General features: G+C 71.9%; 21 protein-coding genes and 2 pseudogenes. 10 read left to right on the top strand and 13 right to left on the bottom strand.

Going from position 1 to position 26,141, the window contains the following annotated elements; all coding sequences use genetic code 11:
* Positions 1–58: 58 nt before the first annotated feature.
* Positions 59–763, top strand: coding sequence for a response regulator (locus ACFVHV_RS00200; RefSeq protein ID WP_380347711.1), 705 nt, complete (start codon positions 59–61; stop codon positions 761–763).
* Between the two features lie 204 nt (positions 764–967).
* Here the strand turns inward: ACFVHV_RS00200 and ACFVHV_RS00195 are convergent.
* Positions 968–1,201, bottom strand: a pseudogene (locus ACFVHV_RS00195) (phosphatase PAP2 family protein); the annotation flags it as partial.
* Positions 1,202–1,226: 25 nt separating this feature from the next.
* Between ACFVHV_RS00195 and ACFVHV_RS00190 the strand changes: the two are divergent.
* The 5 genes and pseudogenes from ACFVHV_RS00190 (at position 1,227) to ACFVHV_RS00170 (ending at position 4,093) form a co-directional block, all read left to right on the top strand.
* Complete coding sequence (locus tag ACFVHV_RS00190; protein WP_359896845.1) at positions 1,227–1,406, top strand: hypothetical protein; 180 nt, start codon at positions 1,227–1,229, stop codon at positions 1,404–1,406.
* 302 nt (positions 1,407–1,708) lie between these two features.
* A complete protein-coding gene (locus tag ACFVHV_RS00185; protein ID WP_380347709.1) occupies positions 1,709–2,305 on the top strand; it encodes an alpha/beta hydrolase in 597 nt (198 codons plus the stop codon).
* A gap of 52 nt (positions 2,306–2,357) precedes the next feature.
* Entirely contained in the window at positions 2,358–2,774 is a 417-nt protein-coding gene (locus tag ACFVHV_RS00180) for a hypothetical protein (RefSeq protein ID WP_380347708.1), read from the top strand.
* A gap of 238 nt (positions 2,775–3,012) precedes the next feature.
* Positions 3,013–3,297 (top strand): annotated as a pseudogene (locus ACFVHV_RS00175) (Ku protein); the annotation flags it as partial.
* A gap of 106 nt (positions 3,298–3,403) precedes the next feature.
* Entirely contained in the window at positions 3,404–4,093 is a 690-nt protein-coding gene (locus ACFVHV_RS00170) for a Ku protein (protein WP_380347942.1), read from the top strand.
* Positions 4,094–4,237: 144 nt separating this feature from the next.
* Here ACFVHV_RS00170 and ACFVHV_RS00165 read toward each other — a convergent pair whose 3' ends face one another.
* Positions 4,238–4,939, bottom strand: a complete 702-nt coding sequence (locus tag ACFVHV_RS00165) for a hypothetical protein (protein ID WP_380347706.1) — start codon at positions 4,937–4,939, stop codon at positions 4,238–4,240.
* 539 nt (positions 4,940–5,478) lie between these two features.
* The gene (locus ACFVHV_RS00160; protein WP_380347940.1) at positions 5,479–6,645 is read right to left on the bottom strand and encodes an IS110 family transposase; all 1,167 of its coding nucleotides are present in this window, start codon (positions 6,643–6,645) and stop codon (positions 5,479–5,481) included.
* 284 nt (positions 6,646–6,929) lie between these two features.
* On the opposite strand from ACFVHV_RS00160, the gene ACFVHV_RS00155 reads away from it, so the two are divergent.
* Positions 6,930–8,012 (top strand): hypothetical protein, encoded by a 1,083-nt coding sequence (locus ACFVHV_RS00155; protein WP_380347704.1) that lies wholly within the window; start codon positions 6,930–6,932, stop codon positions 8,010–8,012.
* A gap of 328 nt (positions 8,013–8,340) precedes the next feature.
* On the opposite strand, the gene ACFVHV_RS00150 is transcribed toward ACFVHV_RS00155, so the two are convergent.
* From ACFVHV_RS00150 to ACFVHV_RS00105, 10 genes are all read right to left on the bottom strand, one after another.
* The gene (locus ACFVHV_RS00150) at positions 8,341–8,592 is read right to left on the bottom strand and encodes a type II toxin-antitoxin system RelE/ParE family toxin (protein WP_380347702.1); all 252 of its coding nucleotides are present in this window, start codon (positions 8,590–8,592) and stop codon (positions 8,341–8,343) included.
* Entirely contained in the window at positions 8,589–8,834 is a 246-nt protein-coding gene (locus tag ACFVHV_RS00145) for a type II toxin-antitoxin system Phd/YefM family antitoxin (protein ID WP_359896688.1), read from the bottom strand. Before ACFVHV_RS00145 ends, ACFVHV_RS00150 begins: the two co-directional genes overlap by 4 nt.
* A gap of 133 nt (positions 8,835–8,967) precedes the next feature.
* Positions 8,968–10,380, bottom strand: a complete 1,413-nt coding sequence (locus tag ACFVHV_RS00140; protein ID WP_380347700.1) for a DJ-1/PfpI family protein — start codon at positions 10,378–10,380, stop codon at positions 8,968–8,970.
* Between the two features lie 174 nt (positions 10,381–10,554).
* Positions 10,555–11,535: a GlxA family transcriptional regulator gene (locus ACFVHV_RS00135; protein WP_380347698.1), complete on the bottom strand. Its 981-nt coding sequence runs from the start codon at positions 11,533–11,535 to the stop codon at positions 10,555–10,557.
* A gap of 403 nt (positions 11,536–11,938) precedes the next feature.
* On the bottom strand, positions 11,939–12,688 hold the full coding sequence (locus tag ACFVHV_RS00130) for a type I-E CRISPR-associated protein Cas6/Cse3/CasE (RefSeq protein WP_359896693.1): 750 nt from the start codon (positions 12,686–12,688) through the stop codon (positions 11,939–11,941).
* Complete coding sequence (gene cas5e, locus ACFVHV_RS00125; RefSeq protein WP_359896695.1) at positions 12,685–13,611, bottom strand: type I-E CRISPR-associated protein Cas5/CasD; 927 nt, start codon at positions 13,609–13,611, stop codon at positions 12,685–12,687. Before cas5e ends, ACFVHV_RS00130 begins: the two co-directional genes overlap by 4 nt.
* Positions 13,608–14,954: a type I-E CRISPR-associated protein Cas7/Cse4/CasC gene (locus tag ACFVHV_RS00120; RefSeq protein WP_380347695.1), complete on the bottom strand. Its 1,347-nt coding sequence runs from the start codon at positions 14,952–14,954 to the stop codon at positions 13,608–13,610. The genes cas5e and ACFVHV_RS00120 overlap by 4 nt, the downstream gene beginning before the upstream one ends.
* A gap of 86 nt (positions 14,955–15,040) precedes the next feature.
* Positions 15,041–15,607: a type I-E CRISPR-associated protein Cse2/CasB gene (casB, locus tag ACFVHV_RS00115; RefSeq protein ID WP_380347693.1), complete on the bottom strand. Its 567-nt coding sequence runs from the start codon at positions 15,605–15,607 to the stop codon at positions 15,041–15,043.
* A complete protein-coding gene (locus ACFVHV_RS00110) occupies positions 15,600–17,219 on the bottom strand; it encodes a type I-E CRISPR-associated protein Cse1/CasA (protein WP_359896701.1) in 1,620 nt (539 codons plus the stop codon). Before ACFVHV_RS00110 ends, casB begins: the two co-directional genes overlap by 8 nt.
* A gap of 233 nt (positions 17,220–17,452) precedes the next feature.
* On the bottom strand, positions 17,453–17,641 hold the full coding sequence (locus tag ACFVHV_RS00105) for a hypothetical protein (RefSeq protein WP_359896702.1): 189 nt from the start codon (positions 17,639–17,641) through the stop codon (positions 17,453–17,455).
* Positions 17,642–17,827: 186 nt separating this feature from the next.
* On the opposite strand from ACFVHV_RS00105, the gene ACFVHV_RS00100 reads away from it, so the two are divergent.
* The 3 genes from ACFVHV_RS00100 (at position 17,828) to ACFVHV_RS00090 (ending at position 26,005) form a co-directional block, all read left to right on the top strand.
* Positions 17,828–21,592 (top strand): hypothetical protein, encoded by a 3,765-nt coding sequence (locus ACFVHV_RS00100; RefSeq protein ID WP_380347691.1) that lies wholly within the window; start codon positions 17,828–17,830, stop codon positions 21,590–21,592.
* A 275-nt stretch (positions 21,593–21,867) separates the two neighbouring features.
* Positions 21,868–23,382, top strand: coding sequence for a hypothetical protein (locus tag ACFVHV_RS00095; RefSeq protein ID WP_380347689.1), 1,515 nt, complete (start codon positions 21,868–21,870; stop codon positions 23,380–23,382).
* Positions 23,375–26,005 carry a hypothetical protein gene (locus ACFVHV_RS00090; protein ID WP_380347688.1) on the top strand — a complete coding sequence of 877 codons (2,631 nt, stop codon included), beginning with the start codon at positions 23,375–23,377 and terminating at the stop codon, positions 26,003–26,005. Before ACFVHV_RS00095 ends, ACFVHV_RS00090 begins: the two co-directional genes overlap by 8 nt.
* Positions 26,006–26,141 lie beyond the last annotated feature (136 nt).

Raw genomic sequence — 26,141 nt, 5'->3', positions numbered from 1 at the left:
CCCCCACGACGTCCTTCCCCGCACCACCTCCGTACCGAGCGACCGACAGGAGCCGCCGATGACCACCGCACCGATCCGGGTGCTGCTCGCCGACGACGAGCCCATGATCCGCGCGGGACTGCGCGCCGTGCTCACCACCGACCCGGGTATCGAGATCGTCGCCGAGACCGGGGATGGCCGGGAGGCCGTCGAACTGGTCCGACGCCATCGGCCTGACGTCGCCGTGCTGGACATCCGGATGCCCGGGACGGACGGCATCACGGCAGCTGCCGAGATCCGTCGGAACGGCCTGGCCTCCGGAGTGCTCATGCTGACCACCTTCGGTGAGGACGACTACATCCTGCGCGCGCTCAGCGGCGGTGCGAACGGATTCCTGGTCAAGTCCGGCGAGCCCGAGGAACTGCTCGCCGGGGTGCACGCGGTGGCGGCAGGAGCGGCCTACCTCTCACCCAAGGTGGCCGCCCGGGTGGTCGCCCACCTGGCCGCCACCGGGGCCGGCCACCCCGCCGACCGGCGTGCCGGTGCCCGGGAACAGGTGGCCGCCCTGACCACCCGGGAACGGGACGTGCTGACGCTGATCGCCGCCGGGCTGTCCAACGGTCGGATCGCCCGTCGGCTGGGGGTGGTGGAAGGCACCGTGAAGGCCCATGTGAGCTCCATCCTGGCGAGGCTGGGGGTGGCCAACCGGGCGGCCGCCGCCGTCCTCGCCCACGAGGCCGGGCTGACCCTCGGCGCGACCTGCGCGGGCGGCCCGCGGGACTGAGCCCGCCGTGCCCGGTGCCGCGGCCCGGTCCGGCGCCGACGGCACCGGGGGCACCGATGGCGTCGACGGTGCCGACAACAGCAGCCCGAGGACCGGCACCCCGGTCAGGGCCGTCACCGCGGTGGTGGCCGCTGGCCGCAGGGCGAGGACCGCGGCCGCCGTGACCGCGGCGCCGAGCGCGGCACCGGCGAGCACGTCGTGCGGGTAGTGCACCCCGGCCGCCACCCGCAGGGCGGCCGTGGCACCGCCGACGGGTATGACCAGCAGCGCCCAGCGCGGGCGCAGCAGGACCAGCCCCGTCGCCAGCGCGACCGCCAGGGTGGCGTGGTTGCTGGGGAACGACCAGTCCCCCGGTGGCGGACAGTCGGCGACCGCCGTGCCGGGCAACCCGGCCAGCGCCCGGCAGGGCCGCTCCTCGTCGAGCAGCACCTTCAGCATTTCGCTCGCCCCGTAGGCCAGCACCGTGCCGAGCCCGACCAGCGCCACCCCCGCGACCGCCCCGGTGGCCCGCCTGGTTCGGGCCGTCCACCAGCAGAACGCCAGCAGCAGTCCCAGTACCAGCAGCCCGATCTCGGTGGCCGGCCCCGGCAGCGAGGCCACCGCGTGCGGGGCGTCGCCGACGGCCTCCACCGTCCGCCGGTAGCCGTCGGCCGACCACCCGGCCGACGCCCGAGCCGGCCCCGCCCCGCCACTGCGCTCCGGCGCCAGCCACGCCACCGCCCCGGCCCCCGCGCCGAGCATGGCCGCGGCGAGGACGGGCCTGGGCCTGGGCCTGGCCGCGGCCCTCGTCGTGCCGGTCTTCCCCGCATTCCTGTCCGTGTACGTCATGGTCCGGACGGTAGAAGCCGAAGAGCCCTTTCCACCCGACCCGAAAGTCAAGCGGAGCCCTTGACGATGGTCGGGGTTGACAGCGCGTCACACAGGTTGACCCCGTAGTCTGCGCCCATGCCGGACCCCTCTGCGCTCGCCGTCCCCACCCGCTTCGCGGGCGCCCCCGACCGCGTCGCGCTCGTCCTTCCCGGAGTCGGGTACACACCCGCCAGGCCCCTCCTCCACTTCGCCCGCGCGGTGCTCCTCCGGCACGGTTGGACCGTTCAGGAACTGTGGTGGCAACTTCCCGACGGGTTCGGCGAGTTCGAGCCGGAGGAGCGGATCGCCTGGGTCGAGCGGCAGGCGGTCCGGGCCGTCGACGCCGAGCACGGCGCCTGTCGCCTGGTCGTCGGCAAGTCCCTCGGCTCCTTCGCCGCCTCCGTCGCCGCCGACCGGGGCCTCCCGGCGGCCTGGCTGACCCCGGTCCTGACCGTCGACCACGTGGTCCGCGCCCTCCACCGCACCGGGGCGCCGACCCTGCTCGTCGGCGGCGCCGCCGACAGGCTGTGGAGCCGCCCGACCGCCGACGCGACCGGCCACGAGGTCCTCGAACTGCCCGCCGCCGACCACGGCCTCGAACTGCCTGACGACCCCGTGGGCTCGATCGACGCCCTGCGGCAGGTCACCTCCCGGCTGGACCGCTTCGTCGCGGCCCTGGGCGCGGGACGGTAGCCCGCCTTCGGCGCGGCCGGTCCAGGAGCTTCCGGGAGCCCCGGGGCGGCCGGTGCCCCCCGAGCACCGGGCTCCGCAGCACCGCGGCCACCCTCTGCTGGTCACCACCCGCCAGGACGCCCTGGTCGGCTGGCGCGATCAGCTCGCCCTGCTCGACCACTACCCGCGGATGGCCGCCGCCGTCCTCGACGGTGCCGGCCACAGCCCCCAAGTCGAGGCCGCCGAGGCCGAGCGGGAACTGCACGACGCCGAGGCGGCCCGGGAGCGGGCTGAGGGTGAGGCCGATCGGGCCGGGGCCGCGCTCGCCCGGGCGCGAGAGCGCGACGAACGCGCGCAGGGTGCGCTCGCGCGGGCCGGCGAGCGGGTGCGCACGGCCGGGGCCGCCGTCGGCGCGGCCCGCCGCGAGGCCGGGTCGGCGAGCGAGGCCGTGCGGGAGGCGGCTGAGCGGCTGCACCGCTTCGAGGGGTAGAACGGCGCCGGCGCGCGGTCCGGCTGACGCGGACGGTGCGCTGGCCGGGGACCGGTTCGGGTGTGGGAGGCCGCCCAGATGCCCGGTAGGGCGCCGTGTCGCCTCCGACCGGGGCCCAGCGGAGCGGCGGTGTCCGTCGGCCCAACACCGCGTGCGCGTCGGCGGGCGGCGGGGAGGCTGGCGATGTCCGTCCGGTGTTCGCCGAGCGGGCGATTCCCGGCGTTCGAAGGAGACCGCCATGGCCAGGCCCATGTGGACCGGGGTGCTCACGTTCGGCCTGGTCACCGTGCCTGTCGCCCTGTACACCGCGACGTCCTCGCACGACGTGCGCTTCCACCAGCTGGAGCGCGGTACCTCGGACCGAGTGCGCAACGAACGGGTCAACGAGCGCACCGGCAAGGAGGTCGAGTTCTCGGACATCGTAAAGGGCTTCGGGGTCACCGAGGGCGAGTACGTCGTCGTCGAGCCGGACGAGCTGGAACAGATCTCCCCCGGCCGCTCCCGCACCATCGACATCGCCGGCTTCGTCGACCTCGCCGACGTCGACCCGATCTACTTCGACCGCACCTACTACCTCGGCCCCCCGCGGCCGGGAGTACCAGAAGGTCTACGCCCTCCTCGTCGAGGCCCTGAAGCACGCCGGCAAGGCCGGCCTGGCCATGTTCGCGATGCGCGGCAAGGAGTACCTCACCGCCGTCCGCTCCGAGAACGGCCTCCTGGAGCCCCACACGATGCACTTCGCCGACGAGGTCCGCGACCCCCGTACGGAAGTCGACAACCTGCCGGAGAAGGCCAAGCCGACCGCGCAGGAGGTCAAGACGGCCGAGCAGCTCATCGGCATGCTCGCCATCGAGTGGAAGCCCGACGAGTGGCACGACACCTACGAGGACCAGGTCAGGAAGCTCGTCGAGGACAAGCTCGCCGGCCGCGAGATCGCCGTCTCCACAGGGCCCGCCCCCGAGGCCACCAACGTCGTCGACCTCATGGACGCCCTGCGCCGCAGCCTCGACAGCGCACGCAAGAGCGAAGGCGACGGGCCGGCGGAGAAGAAGCCCGCCCGCCAGGCCCGGACCTCGTCAGCCGCCGGCACTCCCAAGCAGACCGGCGGCAAGAAGAGCACCAGCGCCCGCTCCACCTCCGACAAGACCGCGGCGAAGCGCACCAGCGCCACCGGCAAGCGGCAGCTGTCCCAGCCCACCAAAGCCGAGCTCTACCAGCGCGCCACCGACCTCGACATCCCCCACCGCTCCACCATGACCCGCGACGAGCTCCAGCACGCCCTCGAACAGACCGGACGCCGCCACCGGGCCGCGTCGTAGCCCGCAGGAGCAGGACACGACGTTCCGCGCCCTGCTCCCGCGGGCTACACGGTTACGGGGCCTCGGTCGAGCTCAGGCATGGCCGGGCGAGGGCGCCGGGAGGGCTGGCGAACAGCAGTAGCCCGCCGTCGGCGGATTCGGCGGCTAGAGCGGCGGCAGGAGTCCTCGCGTCATGGCGAAGGCGGAGGTGGCTGCGACGAGCAAGGCGTTGACACGGCCTATCACCCGGTCGATACGCGCCGGGTCGTTGGTCGCGACGGCCTCCTCGAGGTCGTCCGCGTGGCCGCGGGCGGCGAGCGCCTCGATTTCCTGGGCAGTGGCTGCGTCCTCACGGAGCGCTGCCACCAGGGTGGGAAAGTCGAACGGTCGGGGGGCCGCGTGGTTTCCGGCGCCCACCTGGACGGTCGCGCCTTCACTGTGGACGTTGACCCCGAAGACCGTAGAACCGTGGGTGGCGTGGATGTTGATGCCTTGCGGGTCGCTCATGAGGTCCCTTCCGTACAAGTCGGCGCCCAGGGGCGTGGGCGCGTAGTACTGACGGGAGCTCGGGTGACCGATCACCAGCCCCCGGTTGAGCAGTTCGCGTGTGACCAGGCGAACGTCCGCCTCGTTCCAGCCGCGGGCGGCGAAGTAGTCCCCGAGAAAAACGTGCCGCTGGGGACCGGTGCGTGCGCAGATGACGGAGAACAGCTCACGTGCCCGTGCGGGCACATGCTCCGGAACAACCGAAGGAGCGGGAAGGCCGGCAAGGTAGCGGCGATGGTTCCAGGAACGGTAGGCCCGCCAAGGCCGACCCAGAAGGCGCCTGAGGCCCCGTAATCCGCCCAGGCACAACCAGGCCAGCACGAGGAGCACCGCAGAAGCTGCCACAGTGAACGACACGTTGCCCCCAACCCAACGCCGGCCAACGGTTCACCAGGCGCCGCCTGCGCGCCACCGTACTCCATCCGGCAATCGATCCGACATGGTTCGACCGCATGCACGGCCGAGGCATCCATCCGGCCGGGCCGACCTCGGTCGAACTCTCGACCGGTTGATCTGCGCCCGGACCTGCACCGGCATCGGCCCCTCCTTGGTCCGGGGCATGCAAAGAGGGCCCGCCTCCCCGGTGTGCGGGGAGGCGGGCCCTCGCAAGGTCTCGTGCTCCGCCCTCGCAAACTGCGGTTCACCGCCACCGCGCTGACCAGGGAGTTCTGAACGATCACCCGCAAAACCATGGCGCTCCGTCACACCCGTCGAACAGTGTGACGATCTGGTTCCGGACAGTGATGCCTTGGATCGGGTCACCTTCGCCCGAGCACCCACCACCCCGTCGGCCGGCCGCCACTCTTGACCCGGCACGGTCAGCGCCGTGCCACATCGAAAAGGTGCCCCTATGGTTTTCGTCAAGCGGCGATGGCGGCCGGGGGCTCGTAGAAGGTGCCGTCGCGGAGCATGGCGAAGAGCACGTCGATGCGTCTACGCGCCAGGCAGACGAGGGCGGCGACGTGGTGCTTGCCCTGCCGTCGCTTCTTGTCGTAGTAGGTGCGTGACTCGGGCTGGGACAACGACGCGAACGCGGCGAGGTAAAAGGCGCGTTTGAGCCGCTTGTTGCCGCGGCGCGAGGCATGCTCGCCCCGTATGGAGGAACCGGAGCTCCTGGTCACCGGCGCCAGGCCGGCGTAGGCGGCGAGGTGGCCTGCGGTGGGGAAGCTGGTGGCGTCGCCGACGTCGATAAGGATGCGGGCCGCGGTCCTGACCCCGATGCCGGGCATGGAGGTCAGGACCGGGGAAAGAGGGTGAGCCTCCAGCAGTTCCTCGATGCGGGTGGCGAGGAGTCTGCGCTGGTCGAGCACGGAGCTGAGTGAGCCGGCGAGGCTGGGAACGATCAGTGAAGCGGCTTCTGTGCCGGGAACGGTGACGCTCTGCTCGTCGAGGGCTTCGAAGATGTCCTCGACCAGACGCTCGGCCAGCCGCGGAGCCTTGGGCCGCAGCAGGGTCACCAGCCGGCGCCTGCCGGCCTTCCTCAACTGCTTTGGGGAGCCGTGGCGTTCGAGTAGCGTCAGGACGGCGGGATGGTCCAGTCTGGGACCGAGGACTCGCTCCAGCGAGGGGTGGATCTGGGTGAGCAGGCCGCGCAACCGGTTCTTGATCCTGGTGGACTCGCCAGCCAGGTCGTCGTCGAAGCCGACGATCATCTCCAGCTCGGCGACGGTCTCATCGGATGGTGCCAGGTCGCGCAGGGTGTGCGGCATCGTTCGCGCGGCGTCTGTGATGATCGCGGCGTCGCGGGCGTCGGTCTTGGCCTCGCCCGGGTAGAGGTCGGCGATCCTTCGCATCGTCAGGCCCGGCAGGTAGGCGACACGGCAGCCCGTGTCACGGGCCACCGCCAGCGGCAGGGCACCGATCGAGGCGGGCTGGTCGACCACCACCAGCACGGTGCCGTGCTTGGCCTGCAACTTGCTGAACACCTCACGCAGCTTCGGCTCGGTGTTGGGCAACCGTTTGTCGAAGACCCGCTTGCCCGCCGGGGTCAGGGCGGTGGCATGGTGCTCGCCCTTGCCCACGTCCATGCCCAGGTAGACATCGATGTCACCCGTGTCGATCACGTGCACTCTCCATGTCGCGCCCTCCCCGGCCTCACCTGCGGCATCAGCGTGCCGGCATCCACGTTACGAAGAGCATGCCTTGCCCTGGACGGGATCGGCGCTCGTGCCCCTAATCAGCGGTCTACCGATGCCTCCGATGCCCGGTGACACCACCTTTTCGATCATGATCGACTGGGGAGGCAAGTCATGCCGGGACCGGAGGCCGGGAACCCCGTTGCGGGGTCACGAAAAAGGTAACGGGGAGGCAGATGATGGGCACCACCCGGCAGGTCGAGCTCCTACGGACCGAAGTCGGGCAGATCCTGCGCGAAGGCCTCAAGGAGCTGCGCACCGACAACGCGGCCCTGCGCGCCGACCACACCGCACTGCGCACCGAGCTCACAGCCGCCGTCACCGGGGAGCTGCAGGACGTCCGCGACGAGCTGCGCCGCGCTGTGGGCCGCGACCGCAAGGAGCTGCTCGAGGCCCGCCAGGAGATTCGGGACCTGCGCCGGCAACTGGACGACGCCCGCGCCGGGCGGTCGGCGCAGCGGGCCGCCGACCCCGGCCGGGACCCGGATCCGCCGCCGTTCTTCCACGGGAGCAGTACACCCGCCGTTCCCGCCGGCCCTGGCCCGTTGCCCGGACGCGACAGTGCCTGGACCGGCCAGGAGCCGGCCGCGACCGCCACCGACGGGCAGGCCGTCACTGCGGCCGGCCAGCCGACCTTCACCGACCGCACCGTCCAGCCGACCTTGCCCATGAAGGAGACCACCGTGCCCGACCAGATCGCCGACGAGCCGAGCAACGAGCCGGTCGGCCCCACGTCCGAGGCCGGCATGGTCGCCGAACTCACCGCGGCCGTCGGCGACCTGCTGCCCGCTACCGAGGCAACCACCGCCCGCCCGGCCTCCACCACGGCGCCTGCGCCGGACACCCTGATCGGCACAAGCCGCCTGGAGGCCGACCTCTTCCACACCCTGACCAGCGCGGCGTGTGTGGGCTCCGCCGAACTGGTCTGCCATCCCCACGCCTGGCAGTTCATCGGCTCCCGCGCCGCGGCCGCCAGCCCGCACTTCCAGTTCCCCGCCGGCATCACCCAGGAGAAGACCGACATGGTCGTCGTCCTGCTGCCCGGCCCCAGCCTCATGGCCGTCATCAAGGCCCTCTACAGCGCCTACTGGCTCGCCGGCAGCGACCTGGCCCGTATCGAAGACCGCGCCCTGGCCCTGGCCTATTACACCGCCATCGCCCACGAGGTCCGCAAAACCCAGCCGGTCACCGCTACCACCGAAACCCCCGAACCCGACCGGCCCCGACTCCGCATCATCATCGACCAGCGCCCCACCTGAACACCTGAGCCGCACACCAGACCAGCCCCAGCCGGGCTCCCCACACCAACCACCGACACCCGGCTGACATCCAAGGGGGTGGCGTCACCGGTGACGCCACCCCCTTGGATGTCACCGGTGACGCCCGCTACCCCTGGGCCCCGAACTCCAGGACCGTCCCTGCGCTCGCCTTGCCGAGCGGTCGCAGGCCTGCAGGAGGGCGCGCACCTCGGCGACGAGGTGTCCGGGACGGACGGTTCTCCATCCGCCGCCGACCGTTCTTCTCCGCAACGGCGAAGGCCGGGCCCGTCGGGGATTCGACGGGCCCGGCCTGGGCCTGCGCGGTCGGTCAGCCGGTGCGGCCGAGGTGGATCACAACGATGGTGACGGCGGCCTCGGTGATCTCGTACATGACGCGGTAGAGGCCGACGTGCATCCGCCGCAGGTCGGGCGAGCCGTACTCCGCGGTGCCCGGCGGGCGGGGGGAGTCGGCGAGCAGGTCCACGGCGTCCATGACCTGCCGCAGGCCTTCGGGGTCGTCCTTGAGGAAGCGGGCGGCCGCGTTGATGGCCGGCTCGTCCCAGATGATCGTGCAGCTCAAGCGGCGGGCCCCATGCCGAGCTGGGCGCGGACCTGCTCGTGCGGGATGGCCGTGGCCGTGCCGGCCGCCTGCCGGGCCCGGTACTGGGCCAGGGCGAGGGCGTCCTCCAGGTCGGCCAGCTCCTGGGGGTTGATGAGGACCGCGGCGGGCTGGCCATGGTCGGTGATGGTGATGCGCTCGCGGGCGTGGGAGGCACGCCGCACCAGCGTCCCGAGGCAGGCCCGGGCTTCCGTGATCGGCAAGGTGTCACGGGCGGGCCCCGGACGCCCACCAACCCCGGAACCGCCCGGCGGAGTGCGCCTCCCGACGAGAACCGGAACCACGCCCCTTTCCCGCAGCACCGCTGCGCGCCAGCGTGCTCACGGCGTCCGGGGACTACGCCGCCGGACGCCGTGGGAGGCGCCGCCGTCGCATCGCCCGGCGTGTCGCCGTCGGTGCTAGCCCCACTCCCACGCTCAGGACGACCGTCGCCGCGGCCAGCAGGGTGGACCGCCAGGGCCAGGGCGCGCCCGTCAGTTCCAGATGGGCCGAGGGGTACTCGGAGAACTTCGCGGTGGCCAGCGCCGTACGGCGGTCGCTGTGCTCGGCGAGGTCCCGCAGGACGGGATCGAAGCCGAACTCCCCGGACCGCCGTCCCCCGCCGGGCAGTTCGGCGGTGAGCCCGTTGCGGCGGGCCCAGCCGCTCAGCACGGTGCCGAGGCCGGAGGCGTCCCTGACGCCGGGCACCACGAAGCGGTCCGCGCCGTGGGCGTCCCCCGTCGCCGGCCGGGTGACGAGGACCAGACCGTGGCGGGTGGTGACGGTGTCGCCGGCGCCGATCACTACCGTCCGGGTGGCGAAGGAGACTCCGCCGTACCCTTCGACGGCTGCGGCCGCGTCGATCTCCTCGACCCCGTCGACCAGGCCGATGGCCGTGGTGGGTCGCAGCCACGGGAACGCGGCGTTGAGGGCGTACGGCAGGTCGCCGAGGGTGAGGTGGTTGGCCGGTATCGCGGTCGGTCCGTCCGGAGTCCAGCCGGGGTAGGACAGCCCGGTGCCGATACGGGTCGCTTCCGTCTCGCCGGCCAGCTCCTCGACCACCCGCAGGGCGCCCACGGTGCCGGAGGTGACGCCCGCGGTGGTGGTCACCCGCCCGTCCTCGACGTAGCGCTGCCCGCGCTTCCAGTCGACCTTCGGATAACTGCGTTCCAGGGAGCCGATGTTGGACCAGAACGACGTGGCGTCGCGGCCGTCGAGCAGACCGGAGGCGGCCAGCAGCTCGGAGCCCGCGCACACCCCGAGGATCCGGGCGCCCTTGCGGTGGCGTTCGACGATCCACCGGCGCAGGCCCTCCTCGCCCGCGCCGGTGGGGTCGGTCACCGCGGGCACGACCACCACGTCGGGTTCCGGCAGGGTGCCGTCCGCCACCTCGGCCAGCGTGTGGTCGGGCAGCAAATGGGCGCCGCCGGACAGCGGGCTGACACGGCGTTCGGCGGCCACCGTGTAGACGAACATCTCCCGCGACTCGGCGAACACCTGGTAGGGCGCGAGTACGTCGGTGGCCACCGAGCCCGCGTTGCCGACCGCGACCGCCACCGTGATCCGGCCGGGTGGCACCGGCCGGGCGGCCGGCCACGCCCTGGCACCGGATCCGCGGGGGGCGGCGGCGAAGCTGTCGGCCATCGACGCGCTCACCCCCGCGAAGGCGATCCCCGCGAAGGACGCCGCAGACAGCGCCGTGGCCAGCAGTACCCAGCCGATACGGCGCAGGGCCCGGTGCCCCTTGCCCGCCTCGGAACCAGAACCCACCTCGGAACTCACTTCGGACAACACATACCTCGACAATCCGGGCACCGATCGGCAGCGTGGTGCCGCCGGCCCTTGTGGAAACGACTTCATGGAAACGGGGAAACCCGTGGAAACGCGAAAGCGGAAGAGGCCGGGGGAGGGAGGGCGACGGCCCTTACGCAGGGGCCGGGTCCGTCAGGCGGTCGGCCGCAGCGGTGCGCGCAGCCGCGAGGGAGGGGCTCCGAAGGCGTCGGCGACCACCCGGCGCAGCTGCCGCGCGTCGCGGAAGCCGCAGCGGGCCGCGACCGCCTCCACCGTCAGATCGGTACCGGACAGCAGGGAGCGGGCCCGCTCCAGCCGCAGTTGCCGCTGGTAGGCGAACGGGGTGATGCCGGTGACCGCGGTGAAGGCCCGCGTCAGACCGCGCGGGGACAGCCCGGCGAGGCCGGCGAGTTCCCGCAGGGTGAAGGCGGCGTCCAGGTGCTGGGCCAGGTGGTCCTGCACCCGGTGCACCGCGGGCTGGACGTGGTCGCGGTGCAGCAGGAACGGACTGATCTGCGTCGCGTCCCCGTCCCGCCGCAGGTACAGCACCAGTTCGCGGGCGACCCGCGCGGCCAGTTCCGGGCCGCGGTCCCGCTCGACCAGGGACAGCGCGAGGTCGATCCCCGACGAGATCCCCGCACTGGTGCTGATCCGCCCGTCGTGCACGTAGAGCGCGGCCTCGCGGACCCGGGCCCGCGGGTACCGCTCGCGCATCGCCGAGGTGAGCGACCAGTGGGTCGTGCACGCCCTGCCGTCCAGCAGTCCCGCTTCCCCCAGGACGGCGGCACCGCTGCACACCGACGCCACCCGGGCACCCGCGTCGTACGCCTCGCGGACCCAGCGCACCACGGCGGGCTCGACCAGCCGGTCGGATCCGGTCAACCGGGGCCCCGGTACGAGCACCAGATCGCCGGCCGTCGGCCGGGTCGTCGGCAGCGGTGCCAGACCGGCCAGCCGCAGGCCCTGGGCAGACCGCAGACCGTCTGCCTCGCCGACGTACTCCAGCCGGTAGCCGCCGCCGAAATGCGCCGCGGCGTCGAACACCTGCACAGGACCACCGAGGTCCAGCAGGTTCACCTCGGGCAGCACCAGGACCAGGACTCGCCCGGTGCACCCGTTCGTCTCGTCGCTCACCCCGCCACGGTAAGCCGGCCCGGGTCGCCCGCACGAGGTCTCCCGGGGGCTGGTATCGGACGGATTCGGCACTCGGAGGCACCGGCGCGACCCCAGATGCGGTTGCAGTATTAACTGATCGTTTCAGAATGCTGTCCTGCGGAGATGCTGGCGGCCCATGGAACAATCCCCTCAGCCACGATCTCAGGGGGTGACGCGATTCCATCGCTTGAGCGGCTCGCAGATGTCCTGGGCCTGGTCCGTTCGCGCTCGACGATCCGGATGCTCTCGAGCCCATGGTGAGCAGCGTCGACCTCAGTTGGCCATATGGAGATCGGCCGGTCGCCCCTCGGATCGACCGGCCGTCATGACAACTGGTTGCTCCGGCGCCGGGTCCGACCGGACGGTGAGCACCACCAGGCAGTCATCGGACCAGGATCAGGCCGCAGCTGTAGGCGCGGGCATGGCCGAAGCCGTGGGTGAGGGCGGCCGTGAGTGCTTGTGGGTCCGTGACGGTCAGGGTGCCGCGGATCTCGGCCCGGCTGATGAGCAGGCCCCGGTGGGGGCCGTGGCTGGAGACCTTCGGCAGGATGCGGAGGGCGAGTCGTTCTATGTCCGAGTCGACGCCGAGCCGGACGACGCCGTCCGGGGCCACCGCGGGTTCGCCGGCCGGCTGGAGGCGGCGGGCGAACCAGGCCTTCACGTGTTCCGGGCGGGTGTGCGGCACTCGCACGCCCCTTCCACTGCCGCGTCCGGGTGCGGGAGACCCGGACGGCCGGCTGCTGACCGGGTTGACGACCGTGCGGAAGTCGAGCCGCTCCCCGGTGCGGAAGGTTCGGTCCACCACCAGGCTGTGCGGCGGTTCGACCAGCGCCGCCCGGGGCAGGCCGCTCCAGTCGCCGGGGACGGCGGACTGGACGACCAGGGAGAGTCGGGCGGTGCTCAGGTCGACGGTCCAGCTGGAGAGCACCTTCATCTGGGCGCGGGCGTCGCGGCTTCCGTCGTCGACCCAGCCGCGGAATCCGCTCATGACGATCCGGTGCATGTCCTGGGCGTCGATCAGCGACTTGGCGGTGAAGGGGTGCCTGGCGTCCAGGGTGATCAGGGTGTGTGTGGCGACGAATCTGGCTGCCGCGCTGGCGGGGACGGGCTCGGTGGTGCGGGGGGTGTTCACGGGATGATGTCCCATTCGGTGGCGTGCGGGGCGATGGTGATGCGGTGCCGGGACTCCCAGCGCTGCCGGTGGACGGGGCCGCTCGCCAGGAACCGTTCGGGCTGGTCGCGGACCGGCCCGACGCCCGGCAGCGGGTGCGGGCTCTCGATCCAGGCCCACCGGGTCCGGGCGGCGTTCGGCGGGTCTTGCCCGTCGTCGGCTGCCGGGAGCAACGCCCGGGTTTCGAAGACCTCCGAGAGGGTGCCCGGGGCGAGGCCGACGAAGAGGTCGCCCGAGGGTGGGCAGGATTTGCGGCCCAGCCAGAGCAGGTGCTTCGGGTGCTCCAGTGCGTGGGCGATGCGTTCGAGCAGTGCCCGGTCGGAGTGCTGGAGGCCGACGAGGAAGGCCGCGTCGGACAGGTACCAACGCTCGGTGATCATGGCGTGGCGGCTCACGTCACCTGCGACCAGCGCCCCGGATCCGGGGTCCGCCGCGATCCGCTTCGGCGCGCCGTACCAGGATGCCAGCGCGTGGCTGCCGAAGGATGCGGTCGTACCCTCCCTCTGCTCCCCGAGCACCTCGACGGCCGCGGCCCGGCGGTGGTCGGTCACGAGGTCGCGGGGGCGGACGGGATACTTTCCGCCCCCGACGGTGTGGTAGTCCCGCATGGGCGTTCCGGGGCGGTCGGCGCGGACGCCGAAGAGTACGGACGCGAGTTCGTCGAGCGGATCCTCCCGGTCGAGGCCGAGGGCTGCCGCACAGAGGCCGATGACTCCGGACTTGGTGGGCCGGGTGTGGGTGTCGCGCTGTGCGAACCGGCCTTTGATGCCCCAGGACTGCAGCGGCCCGGCCAACCTGATGAGCAGAACGTGCTGCGGTGCATCAGTGGTCGTGGTGGAACCGGTCGTCACGGTGGGAGCGGTCGTCGCAGGGGCGTCGGTCACGGCGTGAGGTCCTGGATGGAGTCCACGACATCCACGGCCCCGGCGAGGTCGACCGTCTCCAGGAGGTCCTCGATCTCCGGGGCGTAGGTGAGGACGCGCGCGGACCGCAGGTCGTCGCGGCGCTTGCTGACGAAGAGGTGGTGCCGCATCAGACGGCGGACGGCCGCCTGGCCGGCCGGGCCCTCGCCGCCGCTGCTCTCGGGGTTCTCGTCCACCGGGTTCTGGAAGGCGGCGGCGTAGTTGTACGGGCGCTCGCCCTCGAAGGCGAGCACGAGTGCCGGCAGCGAGCCGGTGGAGGCGGTGGAGTTCTTCTTCGCCTCCGGGACGGCCTCGACGAAGGCGTTGACGAATTCCGCCTCGGCGGCGGTCGCCGCTTCCTCTGCCTCCTCCGCGTCCATTCCGGCCTGCTGGAGGTTGGCGCGGAGCTGTCGGCGGTCCAGGACGGCGTGCCGGTAGAAGGTCCCGGAGATCAGCGACTGGTAACCGGTCATGCCCGCGCCCGCGTCATCCGCCGTGTCGAGGAAGCTGAGGGCGTTGCGCTTGCGGTCGAGCTTCGCGTCGTCGGCCGCCGCGTAGAAGTCCTCGATCTGCTCCGCGGCGTGCACGGTGAAGGCATGGCTGGTCTGCACCGCCCCGTCGACGTTGGGCGAGTCGGCGATTTCGGCGAGGAAGCGCCCGTAGAGGGCGATGTCCACGGCGTCACGGGGCGCGATGGCGAGCAGGACGGCGTTGCGTGTGCTCTTGGGGAGCGGGGGGAGGCTCGTACTGCCGGACTCCGTGGCTGCCTGCGCGTCGTCGTTCTCCTGCTCCTCGCCGTTCTTCGCCGCTCCGCGGCGGGGTTTCTTCGCGGTCTTCTGCTGGCCGGCGAGGTAGCTGTCGCGCCACGGCCGGAGCTCGTCGGCGCTCTCGGCGATGTGCCGGGCGATCCTGGTGCCGGCGTCGGCGGGCGCGAAGATCAGCACCTTGGTCAGGTTGGCCACCGTCTTCTTGGCCGGGTCGCCGAACTTCAGGCCGCTCGCCTCGATCACGGCGCGGGCCGTGATCAGGGCCTCCTCCTTCTCCCAACCGTGCTCGGAGGACAGTTCGGCCGCCGTGAGCAGCGCCCACTCCCTTGTCCGGGTGCCCATGCTCCGGCCCTTGAGGGCACCGATGCCGGCGTTGGCGCGGTTGCGGGCGTAGACCCGCTCCGCGCGCCGCCGGGCCTGGCTGGTGATCATGTGCCGTTCGAACCCGCCGTACACGAGGGACTTGGGCTGACCGTTCTCGTCCCTGACCGGGAGGACGGCGACGAGCGTCTCCAGGAGGTGGAGCGAGAGGAACGGGCTTTGGGAGTCTGCGGTCACGCGGTCGTGTCCTTATGGTCGGTCGGGATCGTGTACGTGTCGTGCTCGGCCTACTGGTTCTGCCGGTTCTGCCAGTCCTGCCGGGTCTACCGGCTCTGCCGCGTGCCGTCGGCCGTCCGGCCCCGGTGGACCGGAGCGTGGAAGTCGACCGACCACCGGTAGGCGATGCGCGCCTGGCGGTCGTTCCAGAGGATCAGGTCATCGGTGAGCTGCGTCCAGGACGGTGGGAGCTGGTCGCAGGACCGCAGCCGGACGATCGTGTGCTGCAGGTGCCGCCACGGCACCCTCCGGCTGACGACCACCCGGTCCACGAGCCGCTGCGCGCCCGGGTCGCCCGGTCCCCGCCCCACGCTGTCACCGATGCGCGCCGCCGCCGTACCGAGACTTCCGTAGCCGTAGGCGGGCGTCGAACGGCCCTGGTGGTAGAGCGCGAAGAGGAAGGCCATCCGCTCGAACAGGTCGCGGTGGTTCTCACCGCCGTACCAGCCGGCCCGGATGTGCGCGTTCGTCCGGCCCCTGGCACGGCGCAGGTTGGCCAGAGTGCCGTACTCGCGGTTGCGCACCAGGGTGGTGAGCCAGGCCACCAGTGCGGTGCTGTCGTGCGGGAAAGCGTCCTCGACGGGGTACCCGTCTCGGGGACTGTCCTCAGTCATGGGCGGTCTCCCCCCGGAGTTCGGCCGGGGCCTTCGTCGGATGGCTGATGTCGTCCTCGAAACGCTTCAGGGCGGCGGCCCTGGCCTGGAAGCCCCGCTCGTTGGGCGGGAGGGTGTCGAGGCGGTAGACGAGGTGGGTGCGGGCCACGTCGGTGAGGGTCCGCGTGTACTCCAGGAGCAGGGCCGCGACCGGGTCTCCCGGGTTGTCGTACCCCTCGTCGATCACTGCCTCCAGCAGCTGATCGAAGGGCTTGGCAGCCTCGGGCCAGAACATCCACCGCGCGTCGAACCGGGACATATGCCGGGCTTCGTCGGCCGGCCGCGCTGCCGAGTGGACCTTCTCCGAGGCGAGGATCGCCGCCCGTTTGAGACTCCACGCCAGGTATTCGGCGATGCGTGAGCCCCGCCGGGACGCACGGTAGAGCTGCGCCTCCATCGCCGGGGCGTAGGGGAAGTAGCCGTCCGTCCAGGAGACCGGCAGCGTCTTGTTGGAGACGAGGCCGACAGCCCACAGGTGGTAGGGCGCGCCCTGGGAGTCCCGCTTGCGCGGCAGCGAGCGCAGTCGTGCGTACAGGCCGGGCTGCGCGTCCTTCACCGCGCTGTACAGGGCGTGTGCTTCCTGCCAGAGGGCACGCGTGGGCGACGGCCACAGGGGCTTGAGCTCTCCCCCGCTGGTCCGGCTGAACACGGCGTCCTGCATGTGCTTTCCCGGTTCGAGTTCGAGGACCTCGCCGGCTCCGATCAGCACGCGGTCGACGACGATCCCACCGTCCGCATCGCGCTTCGGTCGCAGCAGGACGGAGCGGCCGAGGGCGCTGTGCAGGTCGGCGGGGCTCTCCGGCACCCGGGGGCGGGCCCGCACGGCGAAGTTCCGGCGGTTGACGGAACCACTGGTCCAGGAGGTGTTGAGCCGGCCCGGTTCTCCTTCTGGCGGATAGAGGTTGAGCCGCAGGGTCTCGCCGAACGTACGGCCGAGGGGGACGACCCGGATCCGTCCCTGCAACCGCCCGGTGGACAAGTTGGTGACGGTAGGCCCGAGGATCCGGCCGGTGATCCTCGCCCTGCCGTACGTGCCGTACACGTGCTGGGCGAGCATGGCCCGGAACGCGTCCGCTGCCGGCAGCGGCTCGCCGTCCTCGAGGTGGTGGTGGTCGAAGAACTGGTTGTAGTCACCGGCCCGCTCGATGACCAACTGTGCTGTCCCCGTGCCGCTCTCTTCGAAGGAGGAGGCCAGAAGGGAGTTCTGACCGAGAGGCGTATCGGGGTGGAACAGGTCCCAGTGCTGGTCCGGCTCAGCAACCAGCCACTCGGCCGCGGAGCGGAGGCTGCGTTCGTCACGGATCCACTCCCGCCACTCCTCGGGCGTGTTCGGACACGCACCGGAAGCGAAGCAGATGGCCATGACGAACTCGATGACAGCAACAGTCTCGCCCGGCGTCGGACAGTCGATCGTCGTCAAATAATCTGCTCGATCGAGGAGTTCACACAAGGAGAGCGCAACCCTGGCACCTTCGGGCGTCACGGAGGGAATGCACGGCTCTCGCCGCGGATCCCAGCTGAGGCACTGCTCGACCGGGGCCGAAGGGTGCGTTGGCGGCAAGTCTCTGCCCATCACTTCATATGATCGCCGTTTTCTGGCAAGGGAGTTGTCACTCCCTTGCAGAGCCCGACGCTAACACCCGGGATCGGATCGTGTGGCTCGATCGACCGGATTGCCCCGCCATCCCGGTCCGGGACGACGGGGCACCGGACAGCCCCCACAGATGCAGAGGAAATGGCACTCGGCACCGCGCCGGGCGCGCGCAGTGGGCAGCGGGCGCCCCTCCGCGCGCTCCGGGCGCCCGCTCACCTGGTCTGGCGGCGCCTGGCGAGAATGACCAGAGTGGACCGGGCATCACGGCGGCGGTCCGGGGTCCGGGCCAGGACCGAGGCGAGGGCCACGATCGCGAGGACGACCCCGTACAGCAGGCCGGCTGCGGCGGCCAGCACGGCGGCCGCGGTTGCGTCCTGGGTCAGCATGGAAAGCACGCTCATGGGGAGATCCTTCTGTCGGGGGCCGTCTGTGGCCCGCGGTCGATGGGCCGAGCTTCTGACGGCGTGCCGGTGCGCCTCCACGTCCGGACGGGGTTTCCGCTGGTCAGGGGCCCTTTATTCACCAGCGCGGGAGCAGAAATGGTCAGTAGTACGGCGCCCGGGGCGGCACGTAGGCGCCTCGGTGCGATGCTGCAGGAGTTGATCGAGACCCGCGGCATCAGTAGGCGGGCCGCCGCGCAACTCGTCCCGGACGGCGCGTTGCAGGAGTCGGTCCTCCGGCGCTGGTGCCGCGGTGAGGCCGCTCCTCACGCGACAGACTTGTTCTGGAGCCTGATCGAGCACCTGCAGGACCGTCCCGGCCCGCACCTCCAGCCGCGCGACGAGTGGGAAGCGGCTCTCCGTGCTGCCCAAGGGGAGACTGCCAGGGGCCGGCACGAGTGGAGAGCCGACTCGGAGAAGCGCGGCAGGAAGCGCGAGCGCGCCGCTATGGACGCCTTCGTCTGTGATCGGAGTCCGCAGGCGGCCTCGTATCTGTGGTGGCACGCGCAGCTTCCCGTGGGAAAGACAGCGCTGCTCGCCGACTACGCGAGGCAGCCGCCGAAGGATGTCGACCTCCTGATCTGCGTCCTGTCCGAGGAGCACGGGAGGAACACCCGTACCGGATTCCTCGCCGCCCTGCGCCGACAGCTCCAGGTGCCCGCGCCCCGGAGGAAACAGTCCGACGAGGCGGAGTTCACGCGCCTGCTCACCAAGGCCGCGAGTCATAGTCGAAAGCAGAAGCGGCAGCTCCTCCTTGTGGTCGACGGCTTGGACGAAGACCGCGCCTGGCCTATGGCTGGGGCAACTGGTGGAACCGGGGTGTCGAGCATCGCCGCACTTCTCCCGGCCATTCCCCCTGCGAACGTCCGTGTCATCGTTTCCAGTCGGCGGAGCTGGCCGCTGCCCGCCGACGTCCCCGAAGGGCATCCGCTGCGCTGGCGCGAGTGCCTTCGCCCGCTCACCGCCGGCGACTGGTCGGAGGATGTCGAGCAGGCAGGCTTCGCGGACCTGGAGCGGCTGCGTACAACCGACCTGGGCCGGGCCGTCACCGACCTGCTCGCCATCACGGACGACGGGAGCGGCTTGCGCGCGGCCGACCTTGCGGAGCTGACCGGGGCCTCCGTCGAGGACGTGACCGGCCTGCTGCACAGCAGGGAGCAGCGCTGCATCGTCTCGAACGAGGAATCGGCCGGGGCCCACCTGCTGAGCCACCCCGACATGCCGCACGCCATCCGGCGGGAGTGGGACCAGGCCACCGTAGAGCGCTGCACTCGTCGGCTGCACGCGTGGGCGGAGCGCTGGCGTGAGGCCGGCTGGCCCGAGGGCTCTCCGACCTATCTGCTGACCGAGTATCCGCAGATTCTGGACACGGTCGGTGAGCGCGGACGGTTCCTGCTCGACCCGCTGCGATTGCTGCGGGTGGAGAACACGCTGGGCCCTCAGGTCATGCTCGACCAACTACGTCGTCTCAAATCCGAGCTCGAGGCGGTCGAGGTATCGGACCCTGAACAGCAGGGGGCCGGGACCGCCATCCGGCTGGCCGCGGCGCTGGACCTCGTGCAGCGCCGGGTCGGACCGGTCCCGCCTCGGGCTCCGGTGCTCCTCGTACGGTTGGGGGACGTCGCCCGCGCCTGCAGTGTGGCCCGCTCGGAGCCGGAACTCGTGGTGCGGGCCGCCCGGCTGGCCGAAGTCGCCGTCGAAGCGGCACGCGCCTGGCACCCCGATGCCACGGCGATCGCGCGAGAGGCAGCCGACTGCATGGTCCGGGCGGGCCGGTTCACTCCGCGGGCCGGTGGCTTCTTCGAGGACGCCTGTGCGGAAGTGGCGGAGGCAGCGCGCGCGTTGGACACGATCGGCAGGAGGGATGAGGCAAAGACGCTGTTCCGAGCCGTGGTGCTCAGCGACGCGGCCGACATGGACGCGCTCGCCGACGGATCGGTCCTCCTCTCCGCAGGCGGCTGCGAACGCTTCGTGGAAGCCCTGGAAGAGCACGCGGAGGAGCTGAGCGAGGCCAACCCTCGGGCCCAGGCCATGGCTGTGGACATCTGGGCGACCATCGCCCGCGCCTCCAGCTCACGCAACGTCGCGAACCTGAACCGCATCGAAGAGCTCTGTGAGGCCATCGACCTGTCCGACGGGCTGATCGTGGTGGACGTTCTCGCAATCGCGGCCCAGGCCTTGGCGACCATGGGCCGCCGGTCGAAGGCCTGGGACGTGCTCAAGACCGCGCGGGACCGACTGCACACTGCCCTGGTCAGGCTGGACTCTCCAGCCGAGCGGGCCCACCGGGGACGCGAGTTCTCCGGCACGATGGACCGTATGGTCCGCGCCGAGACCGCGGCCGGCACCGGCCTCACACCTCACCTGGACGCCAAGCTGCTGGTGACCGCCCTTGGCCAGGGGGTTCGCACCGGCGTTCTAGGCGACGACCAACTGGAGCGGGCGGAGGCCTTTCTCTCAACAGTCGACGAACAGGTGGCAGCAGAGCACGCCGCCCACCTCGCGGCGAAGAAGGAGGAACGACGGGTCCACCGGGCGAAGGTGGAAGCGAGCGCGAAGGCTTTGAAGGATGAGCGGGAGACCAAGCGGAACCTCGCGCAGACTCCCCCGACCCGAAGTGCACGGCCTCGTGCCCAAGCGAACGAAGAACCCCCGCCGTCCACCCTCCCGGGCCGAAACCCGGCGCTCGGGAACCACGAACCCCTCATCGGTCCGGTCACCCGGCTCCAGTACGCGGAACAGCTGGTGCACGACGGCAACGTCGAGCTCGGGCGCGAGCAGGTGGAGGCCGCTGTCCGCTCCTCGCTCCCCGACACTCCGATCGTTCTGAGCGCCCGCTCGACCGAGGAATTGGTCCGGGCGCTCGGTACGGCCGGTGAGTTCGGACAGGCCGAACAGCTGATCAGCTTCTCGACGGAGCCGGGCGACCGCGCTCGTCATCTTGCCGCGCTGTCCATGGGATGCTCTCTCGGCGGTCGCTCGACCGAGGCGGTTGCGTACGCCCACGAGGCCGCCCGGCTGACCCCTCGCACTCCGCACTTCGCCGTGCGAGGAGTCGTCGCACAGGCCCTGGCCCATGCAGGGGACGCGGAAGCGGCACTGTTGGTGGCCCGGATGGAGGAGTCGGCGGACGCCAAGGCTTCCTCTTCGGTGCGGGGCAGGCGGGCTCGACGCGCGCTGGTTCTCGTCGCCGTCGGCGTGGCACGGCACGATCCGGAACGGGCCGCTGAACTGATCGGGCCAGCGATCCAGCTGGTACGACGGCGCATCGGCGCCGGCCGCCCGGTCGGCCAACTTCCGGCGCTGGCAGAACTGCTGCTCGCAGTCCCCGATCCGACGCGACCGGATCCGGAGCTCAGCGAAGCGATCCGGCTCGCCTCGAAGTTCGTGAACGGGCCTCGACAGACCTGGGACCGGGAGGAGACGGTGCTCCTGGCCCTGCTGCGGCGACTCGACTATGCACCCGCACCGGGACGCGCCGCAGGTGAACTGGACGAATGGCTGCGCTCCCTACGCCCCGAACGGGCTCCCCACGCCGAACTCGCCCTGCTCAGCGCCCTGGACGGCGGTGCCGCCGATGCCCTGCGCATCGCGAACGCAGCACCGACACCGACGGCGCGTGCCGTTGCGCTGGCTGCTGCCGCCCACGTCCTGGCCGAGGCGCCCGCAGTCCTGCCCGTCGAGGAGCCCCGGGACAGCACTGCTCAGCTCTGCCTCACGCTCGCTCACGCTGGGGGAGGCCGTCACGGCCGCACGGACACAGACAGGGCGGCAGCCCAGGGCCTTCTCCAGGAGCTGCTCGCCGACGGCTGTTGGACCCAGGCGATCCCGTTGCTGCCGCGGCTGGTTCCCGAGTCTCTGCGCCCCCTGAGCGAACTCGTCGCCGCACAAATCAGCAGCCGAAGCATCTGACGAAGGAAGTCACCCCGCGCCGTCGGCGCTGGGCCATCGCTCGCTGCAACGGTGCTTGTCGCGAGAAGCCGTCATGAGCAGGCTGGCCGTGAAGAGTGCGATCATCGCGGGATTCCGGCCCTTGGCCGCTGTGGCAAGGGCGAAGGCCAGGGCGCAGGCCACATCAGTTGGGAAGTGGAGCACAGTCCTCCGGCCCGGCCGTTAACCGTCGGACAGCCCGGACATAGGATCACACAGCAACACGCGGCGAAGGTTGCCGTGTCAGGGAGGTGGCGGTGCAGGAGCAGGCGCATCGGGTCGGCGCGGCCTGGTCGGCGAGCGGGTTGCGGCTCATCGACGGGAAGTACCCCCTGGCGGTGGAGCGGTACGTGCTGCGGCAAGTCGCCCGCCTGGTTCCCGGGGTGACCACGGTGACCCCGCACGCCCGCTACTACGCGCTGCACGCCCTCGTCGCCACCGAGGCCGAGGAACGAGCGCTGGGCAACACCGAAACGCAGGAGCTGCTGCGCCGCTGCGAGGTGGTGCTCGCCGCCGCCTCCCACCTTCACGGGGAGGACCACGGCCTGTACGGCCTCCCGCAGGCTCATGGCGAGGGCCGGCTGCGTGGGCTCTTCACCGCCTCGGCGGTGGAGTTCGCGGCGGCCGTCCGACCCGCCGAAGGCGGCTACACCCGCAGCAAATGGGGCTTCCTGCCGCCGTACCAGACCTCCGAGCGTGAACTCGGCATCCTGACGGCCGTCCGTGGCTCCGCGGGCCGCCCCGCGCCCGGGCCGCGGCTGGACCGCAGCCCCGTCCGGGAAGGCCTCGAACCGGTGCTGGGTCTGGCCCGGGGAGAGGAGCTGCGGATGGCCGACGTCGAGCCCTACGTGGAGCAGCTCTGTGTCTGCCGGGGCGGCGCGCAGCCGGACGGGCGGTGGCTGGCGGAGCTGCTGTGCCGGGCGTCCGAGGACGGCTCGGACGAGGTCGCCTCCCGGCGGCGGGAGACCGTCCGGCTGCTCACGCGGGTCCTGGACGGTCACCCGTCGGAGCGTCCAGTGGAGGAGGCAGTGGGTGAGTTCCTGGCCCTCGATCCCCGGATGAGCGAGGGCGGCGAGCTGGCCGGGTACGTCTGCGCGGCCGACTGGCGCGGGCTGGCGCTGCGGAACTACTCGGTGACGGCCTGGCGCAGGCTCTGGTCCTGGCTGGTCGGGCAGGCCGCGGAGGGCGTCCACCAGGCTGAGTGGGCCGACCGGTTCGCGCAGGCCATGCCGCCGGGCACGGTCGGCGAGTTCTGGGATGCGCTGCCGACCCCGGGAATCGGTGCCACACCGAACTCCGGCACCGCCCGCTTCGGCTCCACCGGGAGCGAGATCCGGCCGGAGGAGGAGTTCGCGGTGCTTGCCCAGGGTGCGCGCTGGGCCGAGGAGCTCACCGGGGACACCGCCCGGGCGTACAACGGACCGCCGAACGAGCACGGCCAGGAGCTCCACCCGCGCTGGTTCGCCGCCTACCTGACGGACCGCCGCAGCCTCCCGCTCGCCGAGTGCGCCCGCGAACTCGCCGTTGTCCTGCTGCGCCGCTCCGCCCGGGTCGCGCTGGCCAAGTCCCGGCCCGCGCCCGACGGGCGGCTCAGGCTGCCCACCAAGCTCCAGCAGCGCGACTCCTTCCTCTTCACCCGGGGCCCCGAGGGGACTTCACGGGTGATCCTGCGCCTCAACCGCCTGGCCTACGTGCTGGCCGGCTGCGGCGTTCTGACCGTCGACGCGCAGAGCTGGCGCGTCACCGAGCTCGGGCGGGAACTCTGTGCCTGACGACACGTCCACCGCCGACACGTCCATCGCCTCGCCGCTGGAGCTCATACACGAGGAGGAGGACCATCGCGACTGCCAGGCGAGTGAGCTGCTGCTGCTCAGCTACACCGTCGACCTGCAGCTGCTGGAGAAGTTCGCGCTCGGCCCGGCCAGGGCCGCCGGGGCCCGCGTGACGGTCCTCGGGGACGCCGACCACCTGGTGCTCGACCCGCGCTCGGCGCGCCTGCCCGGCCGCGACTACCTCGCCGGGCCAGCCGCCGCCCCGGCCGCCTTCCACCCGAAGCTCTTCGTCGTGGCCGGGCCCGAGCGGGCCACCGTCGCGATCGGCTCGGGCAACACGACTGTGGCGGGCTGGTGCACCAACCACGAGCTGTGGACGGTGCTGCGCTCGACCGCCCAGGGCACCCCCGCGCTCTTCTCAGACCTGGCCGCCTGGCTGCGCGAACTCCCGTGCAGCCGGGTCGCGATGATGCCGCCCCTCGCCACCGCTCTGAACCGCACGGCCGACCTGCTGGACCAGCGCGTCGCGGCCGCCCCGGTGGTCGAGCAGGAGGCCCGGTTCGTCTCCTCGCTGCACCGGCCGATCATCGAGCAGCTGCCGGAGGGGCCGGTGGCGGAACTGACCGTCTCGGCTCCGTTCCACGACCCCGGGGCCACCGCGCTGGCTCGGCTCGTCGCTCGCCTGAAGCCGCGCCGGCTGACGGTCTGCTACCAGGAACACGGCACCGAGCTGGACGGACCGGCGGTGAGCGCGCTCCTGCGGCAGCACGGAGGCGAGCTGCGGCGCGAGGCCCGCAAGAGCCCGTTCGACGGCCGGTACCGGCACGGGAAGCTGATCGAGTGGGCCGTCGACGGGCAGCGCTGGGCGCTCACGGGCAGCCCGAACCTCTCCGCCGCCGCCCTGCTGCGCGCGGTGCCGGACGGAGGCAACTGCGAGATCGGCGTGATCGCACCGGCCGACCGATCGCTCGCACCCCCGGGAGAGCCGGTCGCCCCGGAGGCCGTCGTGCACCTCGCCCCGCCGCGGCGGGCAGCCGACGACGCACCGCCCGCCCGCCTGCCCAGGCTCCTGGGCGCAGTCCGCGACCAGGGCGGCCTGCGCGTCTGGCTGGCCCGGCCCGCCGAGCGGGGTGTCGAGCTGCGGCTCTCCCACTACAGCCGGCCACCCGAGGAATGGACAGCCCTTGGCACTGTGCCGGCCGGAGCCACGGAGCACCGCTTCCCGGTGGACGCCGAGCCGGGCAGCCGGGTGGGCATCCTCGGCAGCCCGGACCGCGTCCCCGTGACGGACGTCGCGCAGACCGTCCAACGGCCGGCGGCCGAGAAGCGCGAACCCGCGCCGCCCCAGCCCGGGAACCTCTTCCGTCACCACGCGCTGCTGGAAGAACTTCTCGACAGTCTGCTCGACGTCCAGCCCGAACCCTCCACCGGCGGCGGCTCCCCGACCCGCCCGGGGGCACCGGTCTCCGCCGGCCCGGGTTCGGGCGAACCGGAGCTCGGACTCCCGCTGACCCTCTTCGCCCTCGGACGGCAGGCCGCCGACGGGCCCCTGGACGCGTCGCCCGAGCCGGACGCGCCGGAGGCCGACCCGGGCGGGCGCTCCTGGTTCGAGGTGTTCACCCCGGAGGAGGAAGCCGGCCTGGAGAGCGACGACGTCGAGACCGAGGAGCAGCCCCCAGCGGACGAATCGACCGAGGACGCCGAGGAAGCCCTCCGGGCCAGCCGACGGAAGATGGCCGCACGGCTCCGGCGGGCGCGGGCGGATCTGCCGCTCGTTCCGAGGCTGCTGCTGGTCCGAGTACTGCTCGACTTCCTGGCCAAGGACGCGTGGCCGGCCAACGACCGGTCCTGGTACAGCACACTGGCCGACGTGACCACCCCGCTGGACCGGCTCGACCCGTACCGGCTCCTGCCGGAGGAGGCCGAATCGGCGGCGTCGCTGGCGGCGCTGGTGCTGGCCGTACTGGAGTACCAGGCCGTCGGCGAGGCCGAGACCGGCCAGTACAAGCGGCTGGCCTCGGCGCTGGCCGAGCTGCTCCTGGCCGCGACGGAGGAGCGGATCGCGGGATACGTCACACCGGAACTGGCAGGGCGGTTCGGCGTCATGGTGGAGCCGGACCACGTCCTGGAACTCGCCAACCAACTCCTCCAGGACCCGGTGGCCAAGGCCGTCCGGGAACTCAGCGACGACCGGACAGGTGTCGTCGCGCAGCAGCACGCCACCAACCTGCTGTCCGTCCGGGGCAATTGGTCCAGCCCCACCAGGGCCGCCCTGGACGCCCTCGGCCGCACCGGCCTGGCAGGCCCGGTCGGTGCCTGGGCTTGCCACAACGATGGCCACTGGTCCTTCGTGGCCTGGCACAAGCCGGACCTGCTCGAGGTCACGTACCGCGGGCAGCTCGTCCGCTGGCGGCACTACCGGCTCTCCCCAGCCACCTCACCCGCCGCACTGGCCCGCAATCCGGCCGATCGCCGACCCTTCGACCGCGGCAACCTACCCCAGCTCAACGAGACCGGAAAGAGCCTCCTCCACTCACTCGATCTCCTTGACCCTTCTCCGCTCCCGAACGCCTGGGCCCCGAAGGCCCGGTCGAGTGGTTCCGAAGTCGGTCAGTGGTCGTAGGCGCTCAGCGGCCGGGCGACGGCCTGGCCGTGACGCGGTTGTGCCCGGCTTCTGGGATGACGGGATGACAAGCCCCCATTCTGACACCACACGAACAGCGGATCAGCCTGCCGGACCGCAGGACGGGCCGTCATCA

The sequence above is a fragment of the Kitasatospora sp. NPDC127116 genome (assembly GCF_042677365.1).
Lineage (GTDB): Bacteria > Actinomycetota > Actinomycetes > Streptomycetales > Streptomycetaceae > Kitasatospora > Kitasatospora lactacystinica.
The sequence above is the reverse complement of the archived record's forward strand: the minus strand, read 5'-3'. Positions and strand labels throughout refer to the sequence as shown.